Origin of the sequence: Ihuprevotella massiliensis (assembly GCA_900095835.1) — a bacterium.
Classification (GTDB): Bacteria; Bacteroidota; Bacteroidia; order Bacteroidales; family Bacteroidaceae; genus Alloprevotella; species Alloprevotella massiliensis.
In genome coordinates, this window is the sequence record LT608321.1 from 1,585,225 (window position 1) to 1,607,719 (window position 22,495).

Sequence of the window (22,495 nt, forward strand, 5' to 3'; positions counted from 1 at the left end):
AAATCTCCCACAAAGTCACAGCAAGACATTGATAAGCAGAGATACTGCACCAATGCTGCACAGATTTCGCTCCATCAGCGTTCTATTTGACTCATCACACATCAACATATACATATCACACCTCAATATGTCTGAAAGAAAAGTACGCGTGCGCTTCGCACCCAGCCCCACAGGTCCTCTACACATCGGCGGCGTTCGCACCGCGCTCTACAACTATCTCTTCGCTCGCCAACATGGTGGCGACCTCGTATTCCGCATCGAAGACACCGACTCTGCGCGTTTTGTGCCAGGAGCTGAGGACTACATCATTGAATCTTTCAAATGGCTCGGCATCCAATTCGATGAAGGCGTGAGCTTCGGTGGCGACAAAGGTCCCTACCGTCAGAGTGAACGTCGAGAAATCTACAAGAAATACGTAGATCAACTCCTTGCTGAGGACAAGGCTTACATCGCTTTCGACTCTCCCGAAGACCTCAATGCAGCTCGCGAAGCCACAGCCAACTTCCAATATGATGCTTCCACACGTGGCAACATGTGCAATTCTCTCACCCTTTCTGCCGAAGAGGTGGAGCAACGCATTGCACGTGGCGACCAATATGTGGTACGTTTCAAAATCCAACCTGGCGAAGATGTACATGTAGACGACTTGATTCGCGGTGATGTGGTCATCAATTCCACGATTCTCGACGACAAAGTGCTCTACAAAAGCGCAGACCAGCTTCCCACCTATCACTTGGCGAACATCGTAGATGACCACTTGATGGACATCTCTCACGTGATTCGTGGTGAAGAGTGGTTACCTTCTGCTCCACTCCATGTGCTGCTCTATCGCGCTTTCGGATGGGAAGACACCATGCCCCGCTTTGCTCACCTTCCCCTTCTCTTGAAACCCACCGGCAATGGTAAGCTCTCTAAGCGTGATGGCGACAAATTGGGCTTCCCCGTCTTCCCTCTTGAGTGGCATGCTGCCGATGGCACAGTGAGCAGTGGCTATCGCGAAAGTGGTTATCTCCCACAAGCCGTGGTCAACTTCCTTGCCCTCCTCGGTTGGAACCCTGGTGATGATCAGGAAATCCTCTCTATGGACGAATTGATTGAGAAATTCGACCTCAGCAAGTGCTCCAAAGCAGGTGCTAAGTTTGACTACGTGAAGGGTTGGTGGTTCAATCGCGAGTATCTCCTCGCCGCTCCTGCCGAAACCCTCGCTCCTCAGTTGGTAGACATCCTTGCTCAGCACAACATCACTGCTTCTGCGGAGCAAGCGGCTGCTGTGATTGAGATGCTCAAGACCAAGAATATTGAGTATGTCGATGCACAAAGTGGACAAACCAAGAAGCGCAATGTGAGCTTTGTGGCTGATCTCTGGCCGCTCTGCGACTTCTGCTTCCTCGCTCCTACCACCTTCGACAAGGAAGATAAGTTCGTTCGTAAAAACTGGAAAGAGGACAGTGCAGCTGTCATGGCACAAGTGGCAGAACGTCTCGAAGCACTCAGTGATTTTTCTGCCGACAGTCAAAAGGCAGCCATCGATCCTTGGTGCGAAGCAGAAGGCGTAAAACCCTGGAATGCTTGGCGCGTAGCCCTCGTTGGCACTGGTAAAGGCCCCGATATGTACGAACTTTCAGCATTCCTTGGCAAAGAAGAAACGCTGCGCCGTCTGCGTTTTGCTATCGAACAATTGGGATAACACTGCATGTATAGCTTAGGTATTTATCTCTACGCCCTTCTTGTGCGCCTTGTGGCGGCCCTTGGTCACCGCAAGGCGCGCGCTATGGTGCGTGGACAGCGCGACACTTGGCGCATCCTCCGTGAGAAAATCGACCCTACTGCACGATATGTGTGGTTTCACGCCGCATCTTTGGGAGAGTTTGAACAAGGACTCCCCCTCATCGAACGCCTACGCCGTGAACAACCCTCGCGCAAGATTCTTCTCACCTTCTTTTCGCCTTCTGGCTATGAAGTACGCAAGGACTACAAAGGAGCTGACGTGGTGTGCTATCTTCCCTTCGACAGCCCCACCGCTGCAAGACGCTTCATCAAACTGGCACGCCCTGAGATGGCATTCTTCATTAAATATGAATTCTGGCGTAACTACATCGACGTCCTCTCCAAGAAGTCCATCCCCATCTACAGCGTGAGCAGCATTTTTCGCCCAGGGCAAATCTTTTTCCGCTGGTATGGTCGCAAATATGCCCGTTGTCTACGCCGCATCACGCACTTTTTCGTGCAGAATGAACGCTCTGTCGAACTCCTTCGCACCATCGGTGTGCAAGACAATGTGACCATCGTAGGAGACACGCGCTTCGATCGTGTCATCGACATCCGCAACAATGCCCGTCCTCTCCCACTTGTGGAACAATTCACGCGTGCAAAAGAGGACATCAACACAGCACCTTTCGTGCTTGTCGCTGGAAGTTCTTGGCAACCCGATGAGGATATACTCTTGGACTACGTCAATCGTCATCCCGACCTTCGTCTCGTCATTGCTCCTCACGTGGTGAACGATGCACACATTCAGGAAATCGAGCAGAAACTCACCACTCCTGCTCTACGTTATTCGCAAGCTACATTGGAAAATGTGGACGATTACCGCGTACTCATCATCGACGGTTACGGACTCCTCTCTTCCATCTATCGCTATGCCACAGTGGCTTATGTGGGTGGTGGCTTTGGTGTAGGCATCCACAACGTGCCCGAGGCAGCTGTCTACGGCATTCCTGTCATCATCGGTCCCAATCACCAACGATTTGCCGAAGCCATGGCACTCATCGCTAATGGAGGATGTAAAAGCATCGAGAACGCCGAGGATTTCTCCGTCATTATGGATGACTTCTTGGAAAATCCTGCGCACATCGCCCAAGCTGGAAGCGCAGCAGGCGACTACATTCACCAAAACGCTGGAGCTACCCCCGTGATTTATCAGCACGTCTTTGGCTAATCTCTAACGACTAACGTCTATCTTTAACGAGTGCTCCAAGCCAGGACTGTAGCGGCGAGCAAGAAGGGGCAGTGCTTCCTCTAGCGTCTAAGCTCTAACGTCTAACGTCTACACTCTAACGTCTACCCTCTAATGTCTAAAACCCTACAAGTTGCCATTCTCCTTGCCGGAGGTTCGGGTCATCGCTACGGAGCAGACTGTCCCAAACAGTTCGTTCGCATCGGAGAACGCACCGTCTTAGAGCATAGCCTTGCCGCTTTTGAGCAATCACCACACATAGATGCCGTAGTGGTCGTGTCGCATCCTCAGCATCTCGATGAGGTGCGTCAACTTCTTCCCCCATCTCAGCACCCCAAACTCCGTGCAGTGGTGGCAGGAGGGGCAGAGCGACAGGACTCTACCCTCAATGCACTGCGCGCACTGGAGCAAGTCACCGACCTACCCTTGGAGCAGCTCCGCATCCTCATCCACGATGCAGTGCGCCCTGCTGTGAGTCAAGCCGTGATTGCGCGCGTTTGCACTGCGCTCGACACACACGCTGCCGTCAATCTCGTAGTACCCGTGACAGACACCTTGTTGGAAATAGACAAAAACGGCACCACTGCAGCCATGCCTTCGCGCGCTCGTTTCCGCTGTGTGCAAACTCCTCAAGGGTTTCACGCAGCCACCCTCCAACACGCCTATGATGTTGCCCTCACCGATCCCAACTTTCAAGCTACAGACGATTGCGGTGTGGTGTTTCGCTATCTTCCCGATGTCGAAATTGCCTTGGTGGAAGGCGAACAAAGCAACATCAAACTCACCTATCCCGAAGACTACCACGTGCTGCACCATCTTCTCGTGAAATCCTAATCCAATCGCGAGCTACCCTCGGCAACACCACAGACACTCATCTGTAGTGATTCGCCCGTCTTCTTCCACTTCTCCTAAACTCTTGCTTCAATGAATCTCACCCCTCTCGTTCGTCGCTTCTTCGCCCACCGCGTGCGCACCATACAGTCCTATCCCGAACAAGGAGAAATGCTGCAACGCCAAGTGTTGGCACGCTTGATTCGTCAAGCTGCTCGCACCGCCTATGGCGAACGCTACGATTTCACTTCCATCACCTCCTACGAGAGTTTTGCACAGCGCGTACCACTCAACGACTATGAGAGTCTGAAAACCGACATCGACCGCATGCGCCACGGAGAGTCTAGCATCCTCTGGCCAGGAAAAGTGCGCTGGTATGCCAAATCTTCCGGCACCACGAACGACAAGAGCAAGTTTATCCCTGTCAGCAACCAAGGACTCCAACAACTGCACTATGCTGGTGGACGAGATTCAGTGGCACTCTATCTCCACAACAATCCCGAGAGTCGACTCTTCACGGGTAAATCGCTCATTCTTGGCGGTAGTCACCAACCCAACTACGACTCCACCACTTCGCGCGTGGGAGATTTGAGCGCGATTCTCAACGAAAATGCCTCACCCTTCGTGCGTCTCTTCCGTGTGCCCTCCAAGCGCGTGGCACTTTTGGAAGATTTTGAGCAAAAACGCGACCTCATTGCACAAGAAACCCTCCACGCCAACGTTACCTCTATAGCTGGTGTGCCTTCGTGGATGATGGCAGTGCTCATGCGCTTGATGGAGATTTCGGGTGCAAAAGACCTCACCGAGGTGTGGCCCAATCTAGAAGTTTTCTTCCACGGTGGAGTGGCTTTCACCCCCTACCGAGAACAATACCTGCGCCTCATCCCTTCCGACAAGATGCACTACATGGAAACCTACAATGCTTCGGAAGGATTCTTCGGACTCCAAACCGATTCTGCCGATAAGTCCATGGAGTTCATGCTCGACTACGACGTCTTCTACGAATTTATTCCTCTCGAAGAAGTTGGCAGCGACAATCCCACCATTCTCCCCATTTGGGAAGTGGAAGCAGGGCGCAACTATGCCCTCGTCATCTCCACCTCTTGTGGACTTTGGCGTTACCAAATCGGCGACACTGTGCGCTTCACCCAAGTGCGCCCCTGGAAATTCATCATCTCTGGTCGTACCAAGAGTTTCATCAATGCCTTTGGTGAAGAACTCATGGTGGACAATGCCGAACAAGGTCTCAAAGCTGCCTGCGAAGCCACAGGAGCAGAAGTGAGCGAATACACCGCAGCCCCAGTGTTTATGGATGCAGAAGGCAAATGCCGCCACCAGTGGGTCATCGAATTCCGTCGTGCTCCAGAGGATGTAGCGACTTTCGCACGCCATCTCGACCAAGCCTTGCAGCGCATCAATTCGGACTATGAGGCGAAACGCTACAAGGATATTACGCTACAAGAACTAGAAATCGTGCCTGCTCGCCCCAATCTCTTTAACGATTGGCTCAAGAGCCGCGGCAAACTCGGTGGACAACACAAAGTGCCCCGCCTGAGCAATACGCGCGACATCATAGAGCAGATCCTGGCTTTTAATGTTTAGCCGTCGCACATTAGGATAGAGTAAACACTTCGGATGGCAGCTACAGCCGAAATCGCGTGCCAGCACTCCTCTTCTCTGATTTTTCACCTTCAACATGCTCACCGCATGAAAAGATTCACCCTCTTTCTCCTCGCTCTCATCGGACTCACAAGTCTGATTGCTGCCTGCGCCAACCAAGGTGCTGGCCCTGATGGTGGCCCCTATGACGAGACTCCACCACGCATCGTGGGAATGACTGCCCCGGAGCGACTGCAAAACGGCAAGCGCACCAAGTTCTCTCTGGTCTTCAACGAGTTGATTAAGGTGGATAATCCCACGGAGAAAATCATCGTGTCGCCTCCGCAGATTGAAACGCCCGAGATTAAGGTGTCGGGACGTCGTATCACCGTGGAATTGCTCGACTCGATGCGACCCAACACCACCTACACGGTGGACTTCTCTGATGCCATCACCGACAACAATGAGGGAAATCCGCTCGGACAATACACCTACATTTTCTCCACAGGTCAGACCACCGACACCATGCAAATGTCGGGCTATGTGCTCAATGCCGAAGATCTCGAACCGGTCAAAGGCATCCTAGCAGGTCTCTACCAGCAGCACCATGACAGTGTCTTTGCACTACGCGCTTTCGACCGCGTGGCTCGCACCGATGCTTCGGGATTTTTCTCCATCAAAGGAGTAGCACCCGACAGAAACTATCGACTTTATGCCTTGCAAGATGCCGATGGTGACTTCCATTTCACGCAACCTAGTGAAATGGTGGGATTCCTCCACACCGATCTCCGCGCTGGTGCTTTCCGCGACACGCGCTATGACACGCTGTGGGTGGACTCTGTGCGCTACGACTCCATTCGCATCATACCCTACACGCACTTCACTCCCGATGATTTGGTGGTGCGTGCCTTCAAGATTGATGTCAATACGCGCCACTACCTCAAAGCGCAGCGCGATGTGCCGGAGTGGTTCACCACTTTCTTCACTGGACCTAGCCGCAAACGCCCTACCATCCAGGGCCTCAACTTCGATGCGCGTAAAGCCTTCGTGGTGAATGCTTCTGCCGGCAACGACACCCTCACTTATTGGTTGGCAGATACCACGCTATTGCGCCAAGACACCCTGCGATTTGCCTACACTTACGACAACTGGGACGACTCTCTGGCGCAGATGCTACCGAAGACCGACACCCTCGAACTCGTGCCTAAAACGACTTTTGCAAAGCGCGCTGCCAACGAAGCCAAGGAACTGGAGAAATGGAACAAGCAACGTGAAAAGCGTGAGAAGCGTGGAGATTTCTCTAAGTCACAACCACCAATGGTGGCTCTGCAACTTCGCGCAGACGTGAGCAGTTCTTTGGTGCCTAACCGCAACATCCTCATTCAGTTTGACCAACCTTTGCAGCGTTTCGACACTAAAAAGCTGCATCTCCGGCTGAAGAAGGACAGCACCTATCACGATGCACCATACGCGCTCGACACAGTGCCCAATAACATCTTGGCTTATCGACTGCGCGCAGAGTGGCGACCGGGACAAGAATATCAGTTGGTCATCGACTCAGCAGCCATGACCAGTCTGTATGGCCGCGTCAATCTCGCCACTGACAACAAGTTCTCGATTGCTAAACTCGAAGACTTCGGCACCGTGTTCCTTTCACTCTCTAATGCCCACGAATCTACGGTAGTGCAACTCCTGGGCAGCGATGGCAAACCCGTGGCACAAGCACCCACGAAAAATGGCCGTGCTGAGTTCTACTACGTGCAACCCGGTAAATACTACCTCCGCTGCTTCTTCGACCGCAATGGCGATGGAAAGTGGACCACGGGCAGTTGGTCACCACGTCGCGACCCAGAAGAGGTGTACTATTTCCCAAAAGAAATTGAGGTACGTGCCAACTGGGACTTGAATGAATCGTGGGATGTTACTGCCCTACGCTTAGACAAACAAAAACCAGACGCGCTTGTCAAGCAACGCAGCGACAAACAAAAGATTGACACTCACCAGCGCAACATCGAACGTTTGCGCCAACGTGGAGAATAATGGGTTAAGGTCACCCTCCTCTAGACTTCATCGTGATAGTTTAGGGGTTTATCCTCCTCCACTCCATTTACAGAAACCATAAATTCCCCTCGAAGCCGACAGAGAAGACCCACTTTTCTCTGAACTCTTCGAGGGGAATCTAATAAAATAGCCTATGAAACTCGTTATTGACGATAAAATCCCATTTATTCACGGACTAGCCGAACAGCTCGGCACGTGTGTTTATCGTCCAGGATCGGAGATTTCTCCTGCAGATGTGCAAGATGCCGATGCACTCATCGTACGCACGCGCACACATGCCAATGAAGCCCTGCTCAAAGGCAGTAAGGTGCAACTCGTAGTCACCGCCACCATCGGACACGATCACCTTGACAAAGAATATCTGGCGCAAGCCGGCATCGAATGGCACAACTGCCCAGGGTGCAATGCAGAGAGTGTGGCGCAATATGTCCGCAATAGTCTTTGGCGCGCCATGCTGGCTGGTCATCTTTCTGCCAATCCCCAAGACACCTGTGTGGGTATCGTGGGTGTAGGTCACGTGGGATCAGCCGTTTCACGCGCCCTCCGCGCCGAAGGATTTCGCACCCTCCACTGCGACCCTCCCAAAGGTGAACCTGCCACCCTGGCTGATCTAGCGCGCGAATGTCAAGTGATTACCCTGCACACTCCCCTCACCACCGAAGGAGAGCACGCCACCTTCCATTTGGCAAATGCCGAATTCTTCGCTTCCCTCCATCAATGCCGCGTGTTTATCAATGCTGCTCGTGGTGAGTGCACCGACACGCAAGCCCTTAAGGCAGCGATTCGCTCTGGAAAAGTGGCTTGTGCCGTCATCGACACTTGGGAAAACGAGCCCCATATTGACCGTGAACTCCTAGATCTAGCCTTCATTGCCACGCCACACATCGCAGGCTATAGCGCAGACGGCAAAGCCAACGGTACACGCATGAGTTTGCAACACATCATCGACCATTTCCGCCCCACCCCTTGTCCGCAACTCTCTGTGCAAGCTCCCACCCTTCCACAAGGTTTCGACTATGCACAAGAGGTCATATCGCAGCTCCCTGCTTCATTCTCCGCCTCCTATCCGTGGTTATCCCCCGAAATCACCGTTATTTTGCCCCACAACGCATCATCACAGTTGCAGCAGTATGATGCACTAGCCGACACCTTCCGCCTGCGCTCTGCGCCCAATTCTTTCGAATTCCAACGCGGACACTATCCGCTCCGAAGGGAATAGAACAGCGTCTTCCAGAATTTGGAGTGATAATAATGAGTTATCAAGAATCAACTACTTCCACTATTACTCCTTATCGGATGAACCTTTATAATTCTTGGAGTTAAGGAACACCTATTTCACAATCCCATTGTCCCAACTAGAGCGTATGTCTTTGATATTTCGTGCTTTGTTTTGACGTCCTTTGAAGAGTGACCATGAGCAAGAGACATAGAGCATGTTGCGAAATCCAAGATTGCCGATGATGTTTGTGCTAGGAAGCACCGAAGAAATTCGTTCTTGATGCATCGTCTTGCCACAGGAGAACGCATTGCGCAAGCCCAAAGACAATGAAACCTTGTGCCATTGATAGCCTAATTTCACATCAGACACTGCATATTTGTGCACAAGTATCGGACCTATGAGTTGCTCCGAAGCCGAACGATAGTATGCCGTCAGACTCCAAGCGCGCCAATAGGCAGTGAGCCCTGTCTGAAGATTGAAATAGCCGTTGCTGGTGCGTGGAGGATTAGAAAAAGAGGCAGATTGAGGAGCAGCAGAGGGGAGATAAATCGATTTATCCCAAGAGAATTTCGGTTCTACATATACATTGACTGCACGATTCCACAGGTCTTGCGAGAAGTAAAGTCCAAAATCTAAGTGGTGTGTGTTGATATGATTGTTAATACTGATCCAGAAATTTTCATCTCTCCATTGCACTTCTTGCTCGGCAATGCGCTGGTGAGCATATTCGTGGTTCACATAGGCAAAAGCCGTGGTGCTGGCACGCTGAAAACTGAGTGTGAGCGCGTTGATGTTGGTGCTGAATCCACGTAGACCTGCATTGCCTATGGAATATATGTTGGCATCGTCTTGATGAGGATAAGCCGAAAGTTCGGAGAGCGTAGGAAGCGTGGAGACTTGTTCGTAACGATAGTTGAGCGACCAAACATCATTAAAAACATAATCCAAGGACAGATTGGGCTGGAATGTCCAAAACACGTGTTGTTCTTGCGATTCACCAAAGTTCTCACGGCTACCTCCTAAGCCTAGTGCAAAATAGAGTTTATCCCAGTTGCCACTCCATTGCGCATAAGCAAAATGTGTGGCATCGTGAAAGCGAAACAATGCGTTGTTGGTGCCAAGATAACTGTTGCGCGTGAAAGAATTGGCGTGTTGATAACCCACATTTAACGTATGTCCATTGGCAAAGGTGTGTTGAAAGTCGGCTTCTCCGCGCCAACTGTATTTTTCGCCCTCTACATCATAAACATTATTGAGGAGAGATGTGCGCAGTCCACGTTTGTAGCGGTTGTTGATCCACGCACCAGCCGCAGAAAGTGTGAGTTTATCGGCTGGAGAAAGGTTTTCTTCGTAATAGGCACGGAGATGCGTACGATTTTCTTTGCTGTGTGTCAGCGTAAAAAGGTCGCTTGCGGCATCTCCCCACACACGCTCGTGCAGCGTGCGCTGTGGAAATCGCTCACTACTGAATCCGCCTTTCACATCGACAACTCGCTGCTTAGGAATTACTAAAGCATAAGTTAGCACGGCGTTATCGCTGCGGAAATCGTTGCCTACGTAACTTCCTGTTTTTGAGCGTTGACGAGAATGTCCGTCAGGATAGAAGAAATTCTGGTGACTTTCTGAGAAAGCCTTGGTCACGTCGTTAGCCTTGAAATTATATTGCAGACCTAGTGTAGCATTTCTGTGAAAATACTTAGCCCAAGCACCATCGTCGTTATAACTGGTGGTCAGTGCATTCATCGCATTTGCGCCAAAGGCATAGCCATGATTAACCAAATGCGTACGCACATCAACGACAGCTGCTACGTGGCTTCCATATTTAGAAGGAACAATAGTGGAGATTTCCACCTTCCCCACCATTTCTTGTGGCAACGTTTGCAAATTGTCAAGTGATGATTCAACACCATTGATGAGAACAATCACATTTCCCGAACTGGTCGTACTGATTATGTTTTTCTCAACTATATCAATCTTCACACCGGGTAAACGTAGCGCAGAGAGCAGGTCAAGCCCATTGGTTGTGTGCTGTCTTTGTAAGGAAGAAGGAAAGAGAATATAGCCACCTGTCTTTTTCACAATTCGTGCACTATTGACTACAGCCTCGTTGAGTTGCTGCACTTGCACGCTATCAGCTGGTGTTTGTGCTAGTCCACATAATGAGAAGAGGGAAAGTATCCCTAAGCCAAGTTTTTTATTCATAAGATTTGCGTTGATGTTGGGAAATATCATTGTTTAGAACAGTACTTACAGGCTTAATAACTGGGATTTCCCCAACAACTGCACTATCTCGTTCAATGATTTAGCCATACTCCAAGTTTATTATTTTACCGACTCTTTAGATTTTCGGTATCTTCTCCTTAAATTCGTCAGAAGGTCTTCATAACATTGCAAATATAACAATTCTCATAGAAACAAAAAGCATAATGTCAAGGAAAATATCTATTAGATTTCCTTTTGCTTCCAACATAGTCATTTGCTTTCAAAATTGAAGTGCAACAAACCAGTCGTTTTCTCATAGGTTCTAATCTATGAAAAATACCGTGGGTTTGCCTCGTGTCTGGGTAGGTAGCCGCGAAGAGCGATGCCAGCAAGATATAAAAAAGAGCCCCTTTTGAGTACTCTTGGAGATTCATTGTCTTTGTATTGCTTATATACAAACAACTAAACTCAGACCAAAAGATCGCAAATCTTTGCCTCGTGGCAGAAAGAAGCGATTGAAAATACAAACAAACTCATCAGATAGTATATCCCCCAAAAAAGCCTGCTGCAAAAAAGACTGCGAGTATACAGAAGAAAATCAAAGTTTTAGACACCCAAAGCAGAGCTATCCAAAAGAATAGTTTAGGTTAAACCCTTAAACCATATTATTATCCAACTATAAGGAGAAAAGATCGTAAATCAGCGCCACACAACACCAACGCAAAGTATTATTTCCTACAATGCTGATTACTCCTTTTATTATGTACGTGTAATTGTCACTTTTTACCTAAATCCCATCTTCTCCTTATAACACAAGGTATGCGCGACTACAAATAAGAAAGTTTTTGACACACAGCCCAAAAACACACCTTATTTCACAACAAAACAATCAGCCCTGAAATATTTTTCAAGATTACACAACTACTATCTATTCATATTTCAAAAAAACTCTTATCTTTGCCGTAGATATACTCTCTTACCTCCTAATCTAACTCCATCTTTTACCCAATCTAATAGTAGTCTGGTATGAAGAAAAAACTACTATTTTTACAAACATTACTCATAACCTTTGCTTATAGATGTAATAGTTGAGCTCATAATCAACCACTTGCACCTTCATTCCTATATCGGACAAACTATAAAAGAAGCCTGCATTACAAATACTAAGGCTTATGCGAAGATTTCGCCAAACACAACTGATGGCTCAAATCATTTGCAATAATACACAAGGCTTTAGCAGTGTGTTTAGGGAAAAACCTTAGATTATCAACACTTATGGAAGTCTACAAAAGACATATTACAAAAATATTCGTGTAGACTAACAGTCTTTTACCAACTCCTTGTACATTATACTTACCAATGAAATACGTTTTCTCCCTCGTATTATTCCTATTATGTAATACTGCTCTGTCCGCGCAGCAAAAAGAAAGTATAGACAGTATCTATATCTATATACATGGACGTGTGGTCGAAGCCCTGAGCTTGCAACCACTAGAGCATGCTGAAATCGTTGCCGTAGATGCCAAGGGCGACACCGTCTCGCGCACCCAAAGCGTAGATTACTATAAGCTCTATAATGTGGACAGCAATGGCGACGTACTCATTGAGTTTAGTCTTGGCGTTCCTACCGCAGGCAATTATACGCTTATCATAAGCAAGGCTAAATTCATGACGCTGCAACACCCGATTGTCGTTCCAGAGAAACAGAACGGGAAGCGAGTGACGCTCTTTGAAGTGGGGGATTTGCCGTTGGAACGTGGCATCAATCTCAAAGAAGCCACGGTGCGGGCATCCAAGATCATGATGCTGGTCAAAGGCGACACGATTATCTACAACGCCGATGCCTTCCAGTTGGCAGAAGGCTCGTTGTTGGATAAACTCATTGAACAGCTCCCTGGCGTGAGTTTGCGTAGTGGCGGACAAATTATGGTGAATGGCGAATTTGTCAGCAGCTTGCTTATTGATGGCAAGGACTTCTTCAACGGCGATGCCACTGTGGCGTTGCGCAACCTCCCCGCCTATGCCGTGAACAAGGTGAAGGTGTATCGCAAGGAGGCTGAAGACAGCTACTTGATGGCACCCGATTCAACGACAAAGTCGCAAAATCCTTTGGTGATGGATGTGCGCTTGAAAAAAGAGTTTCACGAGCGCTGGCTGGGTAATATGGATGCTGGCGGTGGTACGCACCACCGCTACAATGTGCGCGGGTTTGGCATGCGCACAAACGACATTTCACGCCTTTCGGTCTATGGGCGTTTGAACAATGTGGGAGACACGCAACGTCCCACGGAGAGCGATGCGTGGAGCATTGAGGATTTCGCCACACAACCGCTGACAGACCAAGAAGGCGGTGCTGATTTCCACTGGACTTCCCGCCGAACAAAAACTTATTTTACCGCTTCCGTGAAAGGCGGTCAGCAGTGGGAAACGATAGGGAATACGGCGATACAACGCAATTTCCTCACAGACGGCACAACGACCAACAGCATGCACGCTACCACAGGAGAATCGGAGCGACGAAACTTTGAATACAACGGTCGCTTAGTCCTACCACTTCGCAAAACATTCATTGAGGTGGCGTCCTTGCTCAATTATTACAAAGAGAATGACGATGCGCTGACGCATGGAGCGATAACTACTTCCGCGCTCGTGCCTGCCCTTTCTCTGCTCGACTCCTTGCGCCTTCCCACCTATGCCCCCTTGCTGATGAGCGACACACGCAGCAAGGGTCATCATGCTTCGCACCAGTTGGAGGCAGCACTTGGTCTGAAAGTGAAGTTCGTGTCGCCTTGGACGGGCAACGGCATCACGTTGCGTGCCGATGGCAGTTTCGCTGATGGAAAAACGCGCAGTGGGGAAGACTTGGACCGCTTCACACCTGATGCACAATTTAATCTGCTAGAGAAGAAAACGGCAACGCTTCCGACGCAGACTTACAACCTCAGCACAGGCATTGACTACGAGATACGTTGGAGAGCATGGCAGTGGACCTTGTCGTATGGATTTTCGCACACCAATAATGAGCGAAGCCGTGATATTTTCATGGCTGAAGCGATGGGCAGAACAACTTTGCCTGCGATGGCGATGGATGCGAATAACTCCTATCGCTATGCTGACCATAACAACAAGCATGAGGTGCGCAGCGAATGGCGCACTTGGATCAACAAGCATGCTTTGATGCTTCGCCTTCCACTCAGCTTTGAACACGCCACCGCGCACGATAGTCGCACCACTTCTGTGCATCCACATTACACATTCTTCCAGCCGTCCTTCACTTGGCTGTCTCCTTGGGGCTTACATCTTAATTATCGCCTTAGCCGAAAAGCTCCAGAGCTTTCACAACTCTTCAATTTGACCGATAGTTACGACACGCAAATGCGCTATCGGGGTAACCCTCATCTCAAATCCTCGCTAACGCACAGTGTAGAGCTCAACTACTCGGGGCGTTCGCAACGATACGCACAGTCGTGGTACGCCAACGGACGCTGGAGCACAGACCGTAACAAAATCGTCTGGGCGAGTGTTCTCGATCTGGCAACAGGTAGTTATACCTTTACCCCCGAAAATGTCAGTGGTGACTACCTCTTGGGCTTCAATGGAGGTTATAGTTGCAATCTTGGCACAGACAATCGTTGGGTGTTTGGCACAACAGCAGAAGGAACATGGCAACAGCAACATTTCCTTGCAACGACACTTGGCACTCATCCTATTCCTGCTGTGCTCAATCACGTCAATTCGTTCAACACGAAGGTGCATGCTCGCCTCACATGGCGGCTTCAAAGTCTGCAAGCCTCGCTCAAAGCTGGCATCAGTCTCCTTAGCGCAAAAGCCCAAGCTGGAAAGTCCCTCAAAGGCACGGACTGGACAACGGGCGTGGTACTGACCTATAATCTTCCCTTCGGCTTCCAAGCCAGTTCGGACTTCACCTTCTTTCTGCGCTCAGGATATGAAAACACGCAGGTGCGCCGTTTCAGCAATCTCTGGAACGCATCGTTGAACAAATCCTTCGGCAAGCATTGGTCTGTGCGCCTTGAGGCTTACGACCTGCTCCGTCAGTTGCACAACACGGAGCGTCTCCTCACCGCCACATATTGGCAGGAAACCACCCAACTGACCATCCCACGCTACTTGATGCTGCACCTTGCGTGGCAATTTTAATTGGTTAATCTGACATTTTGAGTGATATTGTTTAAACAGAAGAAAACTGCCGAACATATTGTATATTTGAATTATCACCCGCAAATGTACAGTTATGAACAGCTCTTTTCTGTATCATACTGGGAGATTGTATCACCACAAGTGCCTCCGTGAGGAATACAAAGACAATAAAATGATGTTACCGATAAAAAGATTGCGAGCATACAAAAGAACATCAACAGCAGACCAGGAATAAATTAAAGTTTTAGACACCAAAAGTAGAGTTATTCAAAATAATAGCTTATTTTTGCACTTATCAGCTGACTCCACGTTGAATTTTATTCTACAAAAACTAATGTTTATGATTCGCTCTATTCTTGTGGTTTTGTTCTCAATCTTAGAACTACCCACCTTTGCGCAAAGTTCTCCATCCATTTTTGAATGGAGAACTAATGCAGAAATTATCTGCAAGGATTCATACCTCACGCTAACGAAAGGGAGCTACTCGGTGTCTCCCAAGTCGAAAATATATACTCACAAGTTTTATACCATCAAGAGTCTATCTGGAGAGAACTATACACTAAACCTCAATAGCGTAAATGATCCAGACCCTAAATTAGAAGGTGGATACAGTGGTTTTTCTATCTTGTACAAAGGTCAGAGTATTCTGACTTATTATCCTGGCGACCCACTGTATAATTGCGAAAGTATCACACTGGAGAAGGACAAGTCTCCCTTCTTACAAATACCTCTTGACGAAAAGAGCTTCGCACTTTGCTTCGGTGGATGGAATTTTGGTATTGACAATGCACCAGAGTTAGTGATTGTTGTGGTGTCGGAAGGTAAGGCGAAAGTAGTCTTCGACAACTACGCTTTTGCCTACAAATACACTCCTGCACCTAATTTCTCTATAGAGTTTGTAAATGATTGGTCAGGAATAGAGGGAGACACCGAAATTTACAAAAAACCTTCATTCTTGCGCAGTCGAACTAAGCATAAGATTTGGCGTGAGGGAAATATGCTCAAATATAAATCTTGGAAGTAACTTGCTACGAACACGCTGTGGCAGGTTGGGAGAACCCCAATAAGAATAAAAGTGGTCATGTAGTTGTTATCCTCCCCGGAACAGGGGAATACAACAAGCATTGGGGTGTAGAAATGCCTCCAATGATGGACACAGGAGTTGGTAGACGCGGAACCCACTATTACCTTAATGATGGTTTTGGAAAATCTAAGATTCCAAATGTTGAATTTTACTATTATGCAAATTAGCCCTTTATGATACGTTCTATTCTTTTGGTTTTGTTCTCACTCGTAGAACTAGCCACCTTTGCACAAACATCTCAATCTATTTTTGAATGGAAAACTAGCTCTGATTTTTCTGTGAAAGAGGTCTTTCGCCCTTTAATCAGAGATAGTTATACAGTGTCACTGAATGACCCCAAGTACAAAGTATACACGCTTCACACTTATTCAGTGAAGAACTCTCAAGGAGACACTTACACCATCAAATTAAATAGTGTAGACGACTCTCGCGTAAACCGCGAAAACTATAATGGATTCTCTATAGAGCATAAGGGAAAGACTATCCTCTCATACTACACAGGGGATCCCTTGTATAATTGTGGCAATATCACGCTATATAAAGACAAGTCTCGCTTCTTGCAGATTCCCCTTGATGACAAGAGCTTTGCTCTTTGCTTCGGTGGATGGTTCTATTATGACCAAGATGAAGCACCAGAGTTAGTGATTGTTGTGGTGTCGGAAGGTAAGGCGAAAGTAGTCTTCGACAACTACGCTTTTGCCTACAAATACACTCCTGCACCTAATTTCTCTATAGAGTTTGTAAATGATTGGTCAGGAATAGAGGGAGACACCGAAATTTACAAAAAGCCTTCATTCTTGCGCAGTCGAACTAAGCATAAGATTTGGCGTGAGGGAAATATGCTCAAATATAAATCTTGGAAGTAACTTGCTACGAACACGCTGTGGCAGGTTGGGAGAACCCCAATAAGAATAAAAGTGGTCATGTAGTTGTTATCCTCCCCGGAACAGGGGAATACAACAAGCATTGGGGTGTAGAAATGCCTCCAATGATGGACACAGGAGTTGGTAGACGCGGAACCCACTATTACCTTAATGATGGTTTTGGAAAATCTAAGATTCCAAATGTTGAATTTTACTATTATGCAAATTAGCCCTTTATGATACGTTCTATTCTTTTGGTTTTGTTCTCACTCGTAGAACTAGCCACCTTTGCACAAACATCTCAATCTATTTTTGAATGGAAAACTAGCTCTGATTTTTCTGTGAAAGAGGTCTTTCGCCCTTTAATCAGAGATAGTTATACAGTGTCACTGAATGACCCCAAGTACAAAGTATACACGCTTCACACTTATTCAGTGAAGAACTCTCAAGGAGACACTTACACCATCAAATTAAATAGTGTAGACGACTCTCGCGTAAACCGCGAAAACTATAATGGATTCTCTATAGAGCATAAGGGAAAGACTATCCTCTCATACTACACAGGGGATCCCTTGTATAATTGTGGCAATATCACGCTATATAAAGACAAGTCTCGCTTCTTGCAGATTCCCCTTGATGACAAGAGCTTTGCTCTTTGCTTCGGTGGATGGTTCTATTATGACCAAGATGAAGCACCAGAGTTAGTGATTGTTGTGGTGTCGGAAGGTAAGGCGAAAGTAGTCTTCGACAACTACGCTTTTGCCTACAAATACACTCCTGCACCTAATTTCTCTATAGAGTTTGTAAATGATTGGTCAGGAATAGAGGGAGACACCGAAATTTACAAAAAACCTTCATTCTTGCGCAGTCGAACTAAGCATAAGATTTGGCGTGAGGGAAATGTACTCAAATATAAATCTTGGAAGTAACTTGCTACGAACATGCTGTAGCAGGTTGGGAGAATCCCAATAAGAACAAAAGTGGCCATGTGGTTGTTGTCCAGCTCGGAACAGGAGAATCCACAAGCATTGGGAGGTAGAAAAGCCTCCAATAATGGACACTGGAGTGGGTAGACGCGGAACCCACTATTACCTTAATGATGTTTTCGGAAAATCTAAGATTCCAAATGTTGAATTTTACTATTATGCAAATTAGCCCTTTATGATACGTTCTATTCTTTTGGTTCTGTTCTCACTCTTAGAACTAACCACCTTTGCGCAAAGTTCTCAATCTATTTTTGAATGGAAAACTAGCTCAGTTTTTTCTGTGAAAGAGGTCTTTCGCCCTTTAATCAGAGATAGTTATACGGTGTCACTGAATGATCCCAAGTACAAAGTTTACACGCTTCACACTTATACAGTGAAGAACTCTCAAGGAGACACTTACACCATAAAATTAAATAGTGTAGATGACTCTCGGGCAAACCGCGAAAACTATGATGGATTCTCTATAGAGCATAAGGGAAAGACTATCCTCTCATACTACACAGGGGATCCCTTGTATAATTGTGGCAATATCACGCTATATAAAGACAAGTCTCGCTTCTTGCAGATTCCCCTTGATGACAAGAGCTTTGCTCTTTGCTTCGGTGGATGGTTCTATTATGACCAAGATGAAGCACCAGAGTTAGTGATTGTTGTGGTGTCGGAAGGTAAGGCGAAAGTTGTCTTCGACAACTACGCTTTTGCCTACAAATACACTCCTGCACCTAATTTCTCTATAGAGTTTGTAAATGATTGGTCAGGAATAGAGGGAGACACCGAAATTTACAAAAAACCTTCATTCTTGCGCAGTCGAACTAAGCATAAGATTTGGCGTGAGGGAAATATGCTCAAATATAAATCTTGGAAGTAACTTGCTACGAACACGCTGTGGCAGGTTGGGAGAACCCCAATAAGAATAAAAGTGGTCATGTAGTTGTTATCCTCCCCGGAACAGGGGAATACAACAAGCATTGGGGTGTAGAAATGCCTCCAATGATGGACACAGGAGTTGGTAGACGCGGAACCCACTATTACCTTAATGATGGTTTTGGAAAATCTAAGATTCCAAATGTTGAATTTTACTATTATGCAAATTAGCCCTTTATGATACGTTCTATTCTTTTGGTTTTGTTCTCACTCGTAGAACTAGCCACCTTTGCACAAACATCTCAATCTATTTTTGAATGGAAAACTAGCTCTGATTTTTCTGTGAAAGAGGTCTTTCGCCCTTTAATCAGAGATAGTTATACAGTGTCACTGAATGACCCCAAGTACAAAGTATACACGCTTCACACTTATTCAGTGAAGAACTCTCAAGGAGACACTTACACCATCAAATTAAATAGTGTAGACGACTCTCGCGTAAACCGCGAAAACTATAATGGATTCTCTATAGAGCATAAGGGAAAGACTATCCTCTCATACTACACAGGGGATCCCTTGTATAATTGTGGCAATATCACGCTATATAAAGACAAGTCTCGCTTCTTGCAGATTCCCCTTGATGACAAGAGCTTTGCTCTTTGCTTCGGTGGATGGTTCTATTATGACCAAGATGAAGCACCAGAGTTAGTGATTGTTGTGGTGTCGGAAGGTAAGGCGAAAGTTGTCTTCGACAACTACGCTTTTGCCTACAAATACACTCCTGCACCTAATTTCTCTATAGAGTTTGTAAATGATTGGTCAGGAATAGAGGGAGACACCGAAATTTACAAAAAACCTTCATTCTTGCGCAGTCGAACTAAGCATAAGATTTGGCGTGAGGGAAATGTACTCAAATATAAATCTTGGAAGTAACTTGCTACGAACATGCTGTAGCAGGTTGGGAGAATCCCAATAAGAACAAAAGTGGCCATGTGGTTGTTGTCCAGCTCGGAACAGGAGAATCCACAAGCATTGGGAGGTAGAAAAGCCTCCAATAATGGACACTGGAGTGGGTAGACGCGGAACCCACTATTACCTTAATGATGTTTTCGGAAAATCTAAGATTCCAAATGTTGAATTTTACTATTATGCAAATTAGCCCTTTATGATACGTTCTATTCTTTTGGTTCTGTTCTCACTCTTAGAACTAACCACCTTTGCGCAAAGTTCTCAATCTATTTTTGAATGGAAAACTAGCTCAGTTTTTTCTGTGAAAGAGGTCTTTCGCCCTTTAATCAGAGATAGTTATACGGTGTCACTGAATGATCCCAAGTACAAAGTTTACACGCTTCACACTTATACAGTGAAGAACTCTCAAGGAGACACTTACACCATAAAATTAAATAGTGTAGATGACTCTCGGGCAAACCGCGAAAACTATGATGGATTCTCTATAGAGCATAAGGGAAAGACTATCCTCTCATACTACACAGGGGATCCCTTGTATAATTGTGGCAATATCACGCTATATAAAGACAAGTCTCGCTTCTTGCAGATTCCCCTTGATGACAAGAGCTTTGCTCTTTGCTTCGGTGGATGGTTCTATTATGACCAAGATGAAGCACCAGAGTTAGTGATTGTTGTGGTGTCGGAAGGTAAGGCGAAAGTTGTCTTCGACAACTACGCTTTTGCCTACAAATACACTCCTGCACCTAATTTCTCTATAGAGTTTGTAAATGATTGGTCAGGAATAGAGGGAGACACCGAAATTTACAAAAAACCTTCATTCTTGCGCAGTCGAACTAAGCATAAGATTTGGCGTGAGGGAAATGTACTCAAATATAAATCTTGGAAGTAACTTGCTACGAACATGCTGTAGCAGGTTGGGAGAATCCCAATAAGAACAAAAGTGGCCATGTGGTTGTTGTCCAGCTCGGAACAGGAGAATCCACAAGCATTGGGAGGTAGAAAAGCCTCCAATAATGGACACTGGAGTGGGTAGACGCGGAACCCACTATTACCTTAATGATGTTTTCGGAAAATCTAAGATTCCAAATGTTGAATTTTACTATTATGCAAATTAGCCCTTTATGATACGTTCTATTCTTTTGGTTCTGTTCTCACTCTTAGAACTAACCACCTTTGCGCAAAGTTCTCAATCTATTTTTGAATGGAAAACTAGCTCAGTTTTTTCTGTGAAAGAGGTCTTTCGCCCTTTAATCAGAGATAGTTATACGGTGTCACTGAATGATCCCAAGTACAAAGTTTACACGCTTCACACTTATACAGTGAAGAACTCTCAAGGAGACACTTACACCATAAAATTAAATAGTGTAGATGACTCTCGGGCAAACCGCGAAAACTATGATGGATTCTCTATAGAGCATAAGGGAAAGACTATCCTCTCATACTACACAGGGGATCCCTTGTATAATTGTGGCAATATCACGCTATATAAAGACAAGTCTCGCTTCTTGCAGATTCCCCTTGATGACAAGAGCTTTGCTCTTTGCTTCGGTGGATGGTTCTATTATGACCAAGATGAAGCACCAGAGTTAGTGATTGTTGTGGTGTCGGAAGGTAAGGCGAAAGTTGTCTTCGACAACTACGCTTTTGCCTACAAATACACTCCTGCACCTAATTTCTCTATAGAGTTTGTAAATGATTGGTCAGGAATAGAGGGAGACACCGAAATTTACAAAAAGCCTTCATTCTTGCGCAGTCGAACTAAGCATAAGATTTGGCGTGAGGGAAATATGCTCAAATATAAATCTTGGAAGTAACTTGCTACGAACACGCTGTGGCAGGTTGGGAGAACCCCAATAAGAATAAAAGTGGTCATGTAGTTGTTATCCTCCCCGGAACAGGGGAATACAACAAGCATTGGGGTGTAGAAATGCCTCCAATGATGGACACAGGAGTTGGTAGACGCGGAACCCACTATTACCTTAATGATGGTTTTGGAAAATCTAAGATTCCAAATGTTGAATTTTACTATTATGCAAATTAGCCCTTTATGATACGTTCTATTCTTTTGGTTTTGTTCTCACTCGTAGAACTAGCCACCTTTGCACAAACATCTCAATCTATTTTTGAATGGAAAACTAGCTCTGATTTTTCTGTGAAAGAGGTCTTTCGCCCTTTAATCAGAGATAGTTATACAGTGTCACTGAATGACCCCAAGTACAAAGTATACACGCTTCACACTTATTCAGTGAAGAACTCTCAAGGAGACACTTACACCATCAAATTAAATAGTGTAGACGACTCTCGCGTAAACCGCGAAAACTATAATGGATTCTCTATAGAGCATAAGGGAAAGACTATCCTCTCATACTACACAGGGGATCCCTTGTATAATTGTGGCAATATCACGCTATATAAAGACAAGTCTCGCTTCTTGCAGATTCCCCTTGATGACAAGAGCTTTGCTCTTTGCTTCGGTGGATGGTTCTATTATGACCAAGATGAAGCACCAGAGTTAGTGATTGTTGTGGTGTCGGAAGGTAAGGCGAAAGTTGTCTTCGACAACTACGCTTTTGCCTACAAATACACTCCTGCACCTAATTTCTCTATAGAGTTTGTAAATGATTGGTCAGGAATAGAGGGAGACACCGAAATTTACAAAAAACCTTCATTCTTGCGCAGTCGAACTAAGCATAAGATTTGGCGTGA

16 protein-coding genes are annotated in these 22,495 nt (G+C 46.5%); 15 read left to right on the forward strand and 1 reads right to left on the reverse strand.

The window, feature by feature from the left end:
* Positions 1 to 127: 127 nt before the first annotated feature.
* The 6 genes from gltX to BQ2633_RS06565 all read left to right on the forward strand — a co-directional run bounded on the left by gltX (position 128) and on the right by BQ2633_RS06565 (position 8,666).
* A complete protein-coding gene (gene gltX / locus BQ2633_RS06540; RefSeq protein ID WP_075565913.1) occupies positions 128 to 1,687 on the forward strand; it encodes a glutamate--tRNA ligase in 1,560 nt (519 codons plus the stop codon).
* Between the two features lie 6 nt (positions 1,688 to 1,693).
* Entirely contained in the window at positions 1,694 to 2,938 is a 1,245-nt protein-coding gene (locus tag BQ2633_RS06545) for a 3-deoxy-D-manno-octulosonic acid transferase (RefSeq protein ID WP_075565916.1), read from the forward strand.
* 132 nt (positions 2,939 to 3,070) lie between these two features.
* The gene (gene ispD, locus BQ2633_RS06550) at positions 3,071 to 3,790 is read left to right on the forward strand and encodes a 2-C-methyl-D-erythritol 4-phosphate cytidylyltransferase (RefSeq protein ID WP_075565917.1); all 720 of its coding nucleotides are present in this window, start codon (positions 3,071 to 3,073) and stop codon (positions 3,788 to 3,790) included.
* Between the two features lie 90 nt (positions 3,791 to 3,880).
* Positions 3,881 to 5,389 carry a GH3 auxin-responsive promoter family protein gene (locus tag BQ2633_RS06555; RefSeq protein WP_075565918.1) on the forward strand — a complete coding sequence of 503 codons (1,509 nt, stop codon included), beginning with the start codon at positions 3,881 to 3,883 and terminating at the stop codon, positions 5,387 to 5,389.
* Between the two features lie 105 nt (positions 5,390 to 5,494).
* The gene (locus BQ2633_RS06560) at positions 5,495 to 7,426 is read left to right on the forward strand and encodes an Ig-like domain-containing domain (protein WP_075567268.1); all 1,932 of its coding nucleotides are present in this window, start codon (positions 5,495 to 5,497) and stop codon (positions 7,424 to 7,426) included.
* A gap of 154 nt (positions 7,427 to 7,580) precedes the next feature.
* Entirely contained in the window at positions 7,581 to 8,666 is a 1,086-nt protein-coding gene (locus BQ2633_RS06565; RefSeq protein WP_075565919.1) for a 4-phosphoerythronate dehydrogenase, read from the forward strand.
* Positions 8,667 to 8,777: 111 nt separating this feature from the next.
* On the opposite strand, the gene BQ2633_RS06570 is transcribed toward BQ2633_RS06565, so the two are convergent.
* Positions 8,778 to 10,868, reverse strand: a complete 2,091-nt coding sequence (locus BQ2633_RS06570) for a TonB-dependent receptor domain-containing protein (RefSeq protein WP_141700152.1) — start codon at positions 10,866 to 10,868, stop codon at positions 8,778 to 8,780.
* Between the two features lie 1,359 nt (positions 10,869 to 12,227).
* On the opposite strand from BQ2633_RS06570, the gene BQ2633_RS06575 reads away from it, so the two are divergent.
* The 9 genes from BQ2633_RS06575 to BQ2633_RS11460 all read left to right on the forward strand — a co-directional run.
* Complete coding sequence (locus BQ2633_RS06575; RefSeq protein WP_075565921.1) at positions 12,228 to 15,026, forward strand: outer membrane beta-barrel protein; 2,799 nt, start codon at positions 12,228 to 12,230, stop codon at positions 15,024 to 15,026.
* Positions 15,027 to 15,366: 340 nt separating this feature from the next.
* The gene (locus tag BQ2633_RS06580) at positions 15,367 to 16,050 is read left to right on the forward strand and encodes a hypothetical protein (RefSeq protein ID WP_075565923.1); all 684 of its coding nucleotides are present in this window, start codon (positions 15,367 to 15,369) and stop codon (positions 16,048 to 16,050) included.
* 233 nt (positions 16,051 to 16,283) lie between these two features.
* The gene (locus BQ2633_RS06590; RefSeq protein WP_075565927.1) at positions 16,284 to 16,976 is read left to right on the forward strand and encodes a hypothetical protein; all 693 of its coding nucleotides are present in this window, start codon (positions 16,284 to 16,286) and stop codon (positions 16,974 to 16,976) included.
* A 233-nt stretch (positions 16,977 to 17,209) separates the two neighbouring features.
* A complete protein-coding gene (locus tag BQ2633_RS06600; protein ID WP_075565929.1) occupies positions 17,210 to 17,902 on the forward strand; it encodes a hypothetical protein in 693 nt (230 codons plus the stop codon).
* 337 nt (positions 17,903 to 18,239) lie between these two features.
* Positions 18,240 to 18,827, forward strand: coding sequence for a hypothetical protein (locus tag BQ2633_RS06605; protein ID WP_141700153.1), 588 nt, complete (start codon positions 18,240 to 18,242; stop codon positions 18,825 to 18,827).
* 233 nt (positions 18,828 to 19,060) lie between these two features.
* A complete protein-coding gene (locus BQ2633_RS06615) occupies positions 19,061 to 19,753 on the forward strand; it encodes a hypothetical protein (protein ID WP_075565929.1) in 693 nt (230 codons plus the stop codon).
* Positions 19,754 to 20,090: 337 nt separating this feature from the next.
* The gene (locus BQ2633_RS06620) at positions 20,091 to 20,678 is read left to right on the forward strand and encodes a hypothetical protein (protein ID WP_141700154.1); all 588 of its coding nucleotides are present in this window, start codon (positions 20,091 to 20,093) and stop codon (positions 20,676 to 20,678) included.
* 337 nt (positions 20,679 to 21,015) lie between these two features.
* Entirely contained in the window at positions 21,016 to 21,603 is a 588-nt protein-coding gene (locus tag BQ2633_RS06625) for a hypothetical protein (protein WP_141700153.1), read from the forward strand.
* A 233-nt stretch (positions 21,604 to 21,836) separates the two neighbouring features.
* On the forward strand, positions 21,837 to 22,495 hold a 659-nt coding region (locus tag BQ2633_RS11460), incomplete at its 3' end, for a hypothetical protein (protein ID WP_176720099.1).

Excerpts from the sequence above, each read along its gene's own strand:
- BQ2633_RS06545 (WP_075565916.1), top strand. The coding sequence starts at position 1,694 with ATGTATAGCTTAGGTATTTATCTCTACGCCCTTCTTGTGCGCCTTGTG.
- BQ2633_RS06560 (WP_075567268.1), top strand. The coding sequence starts at position 5,495 with ATGAAAAGATTCACCCTCTTTCTCCTCGCTCTCATCGGACTCACAAGT.
- gltX (WP_075565913.1), top strand. The coding sequence starts at position 128 with ATGTCTGAAAGAAAAGTACGCGTGCGCTTCGCACCCAGCCCCACAGGT.
- BQ2633_RS06580 (WP_075565923.1), top strand. The coding sequence starts at position 15,367 with ATGATTCGCTCTATTCTTGTGGTTTTGTTCTCAATCTTAGAACTACCC.
- BQ2633_RS06555 (WP_075565918.1), top strand. The coding sequence starts at position 3,881 with ATGAATCTCACCCCTCTCGTTCGTCGCTTCTTCGCCCACCGCGTGCGC.
- ispD (WP_075565917.1), top strand. The coding sequence starts at position 3,071 with ATGTCTAAAACCCTACAAGTTGCCATTCTCCTTGCCGGAGGTTCGGGT.
- BQ2633_RS06565 (WP_075565919.1), top strand. The coding sequence starts at position 7,581 with ATGAAACTCGTTATTGACGATAAAATCCCATTTATTCACGGACTAGCC.
- BQ2633_RS06600 (WP_075565929.1), top strand. The coding sequence starts at position 17,210 with ATGATACGTTCTATTCTTTTGGTTTTGTTCTCACTCGTAGAACTAGCC.
- BQ2633_RS06615 (WP_075565929.1), top strand. The coding sequence starts at position 19,061 with ATGATACGTTCTATTCTTTTGGTTTTGTTCTCACTCGTAGAACTAGCC.
- BQ2633_RS06575 (WP_075565921.1), top strand. The coding sequence starts at position 12,228 with ATGAAATACGTTTTCTCCCTCGTATTATTCCTATTATGTAATACTGCT.
- BQ2633_RS06590 (WP_075565927.1), top strand. The coding sequence starts at position 16,284 with ATGATACGTTCTATTCTTTTGGTTTTGTTCTCACTCGTAGAACTAGCC.
- BQ2633_RS06570 (WP_141700152.1), bottom strand. The coding sequence starts at position 10,868 with ATGAATAAAAAACTTGGCTTAGGGATACTTTCCCTCTTCTCATTATGT.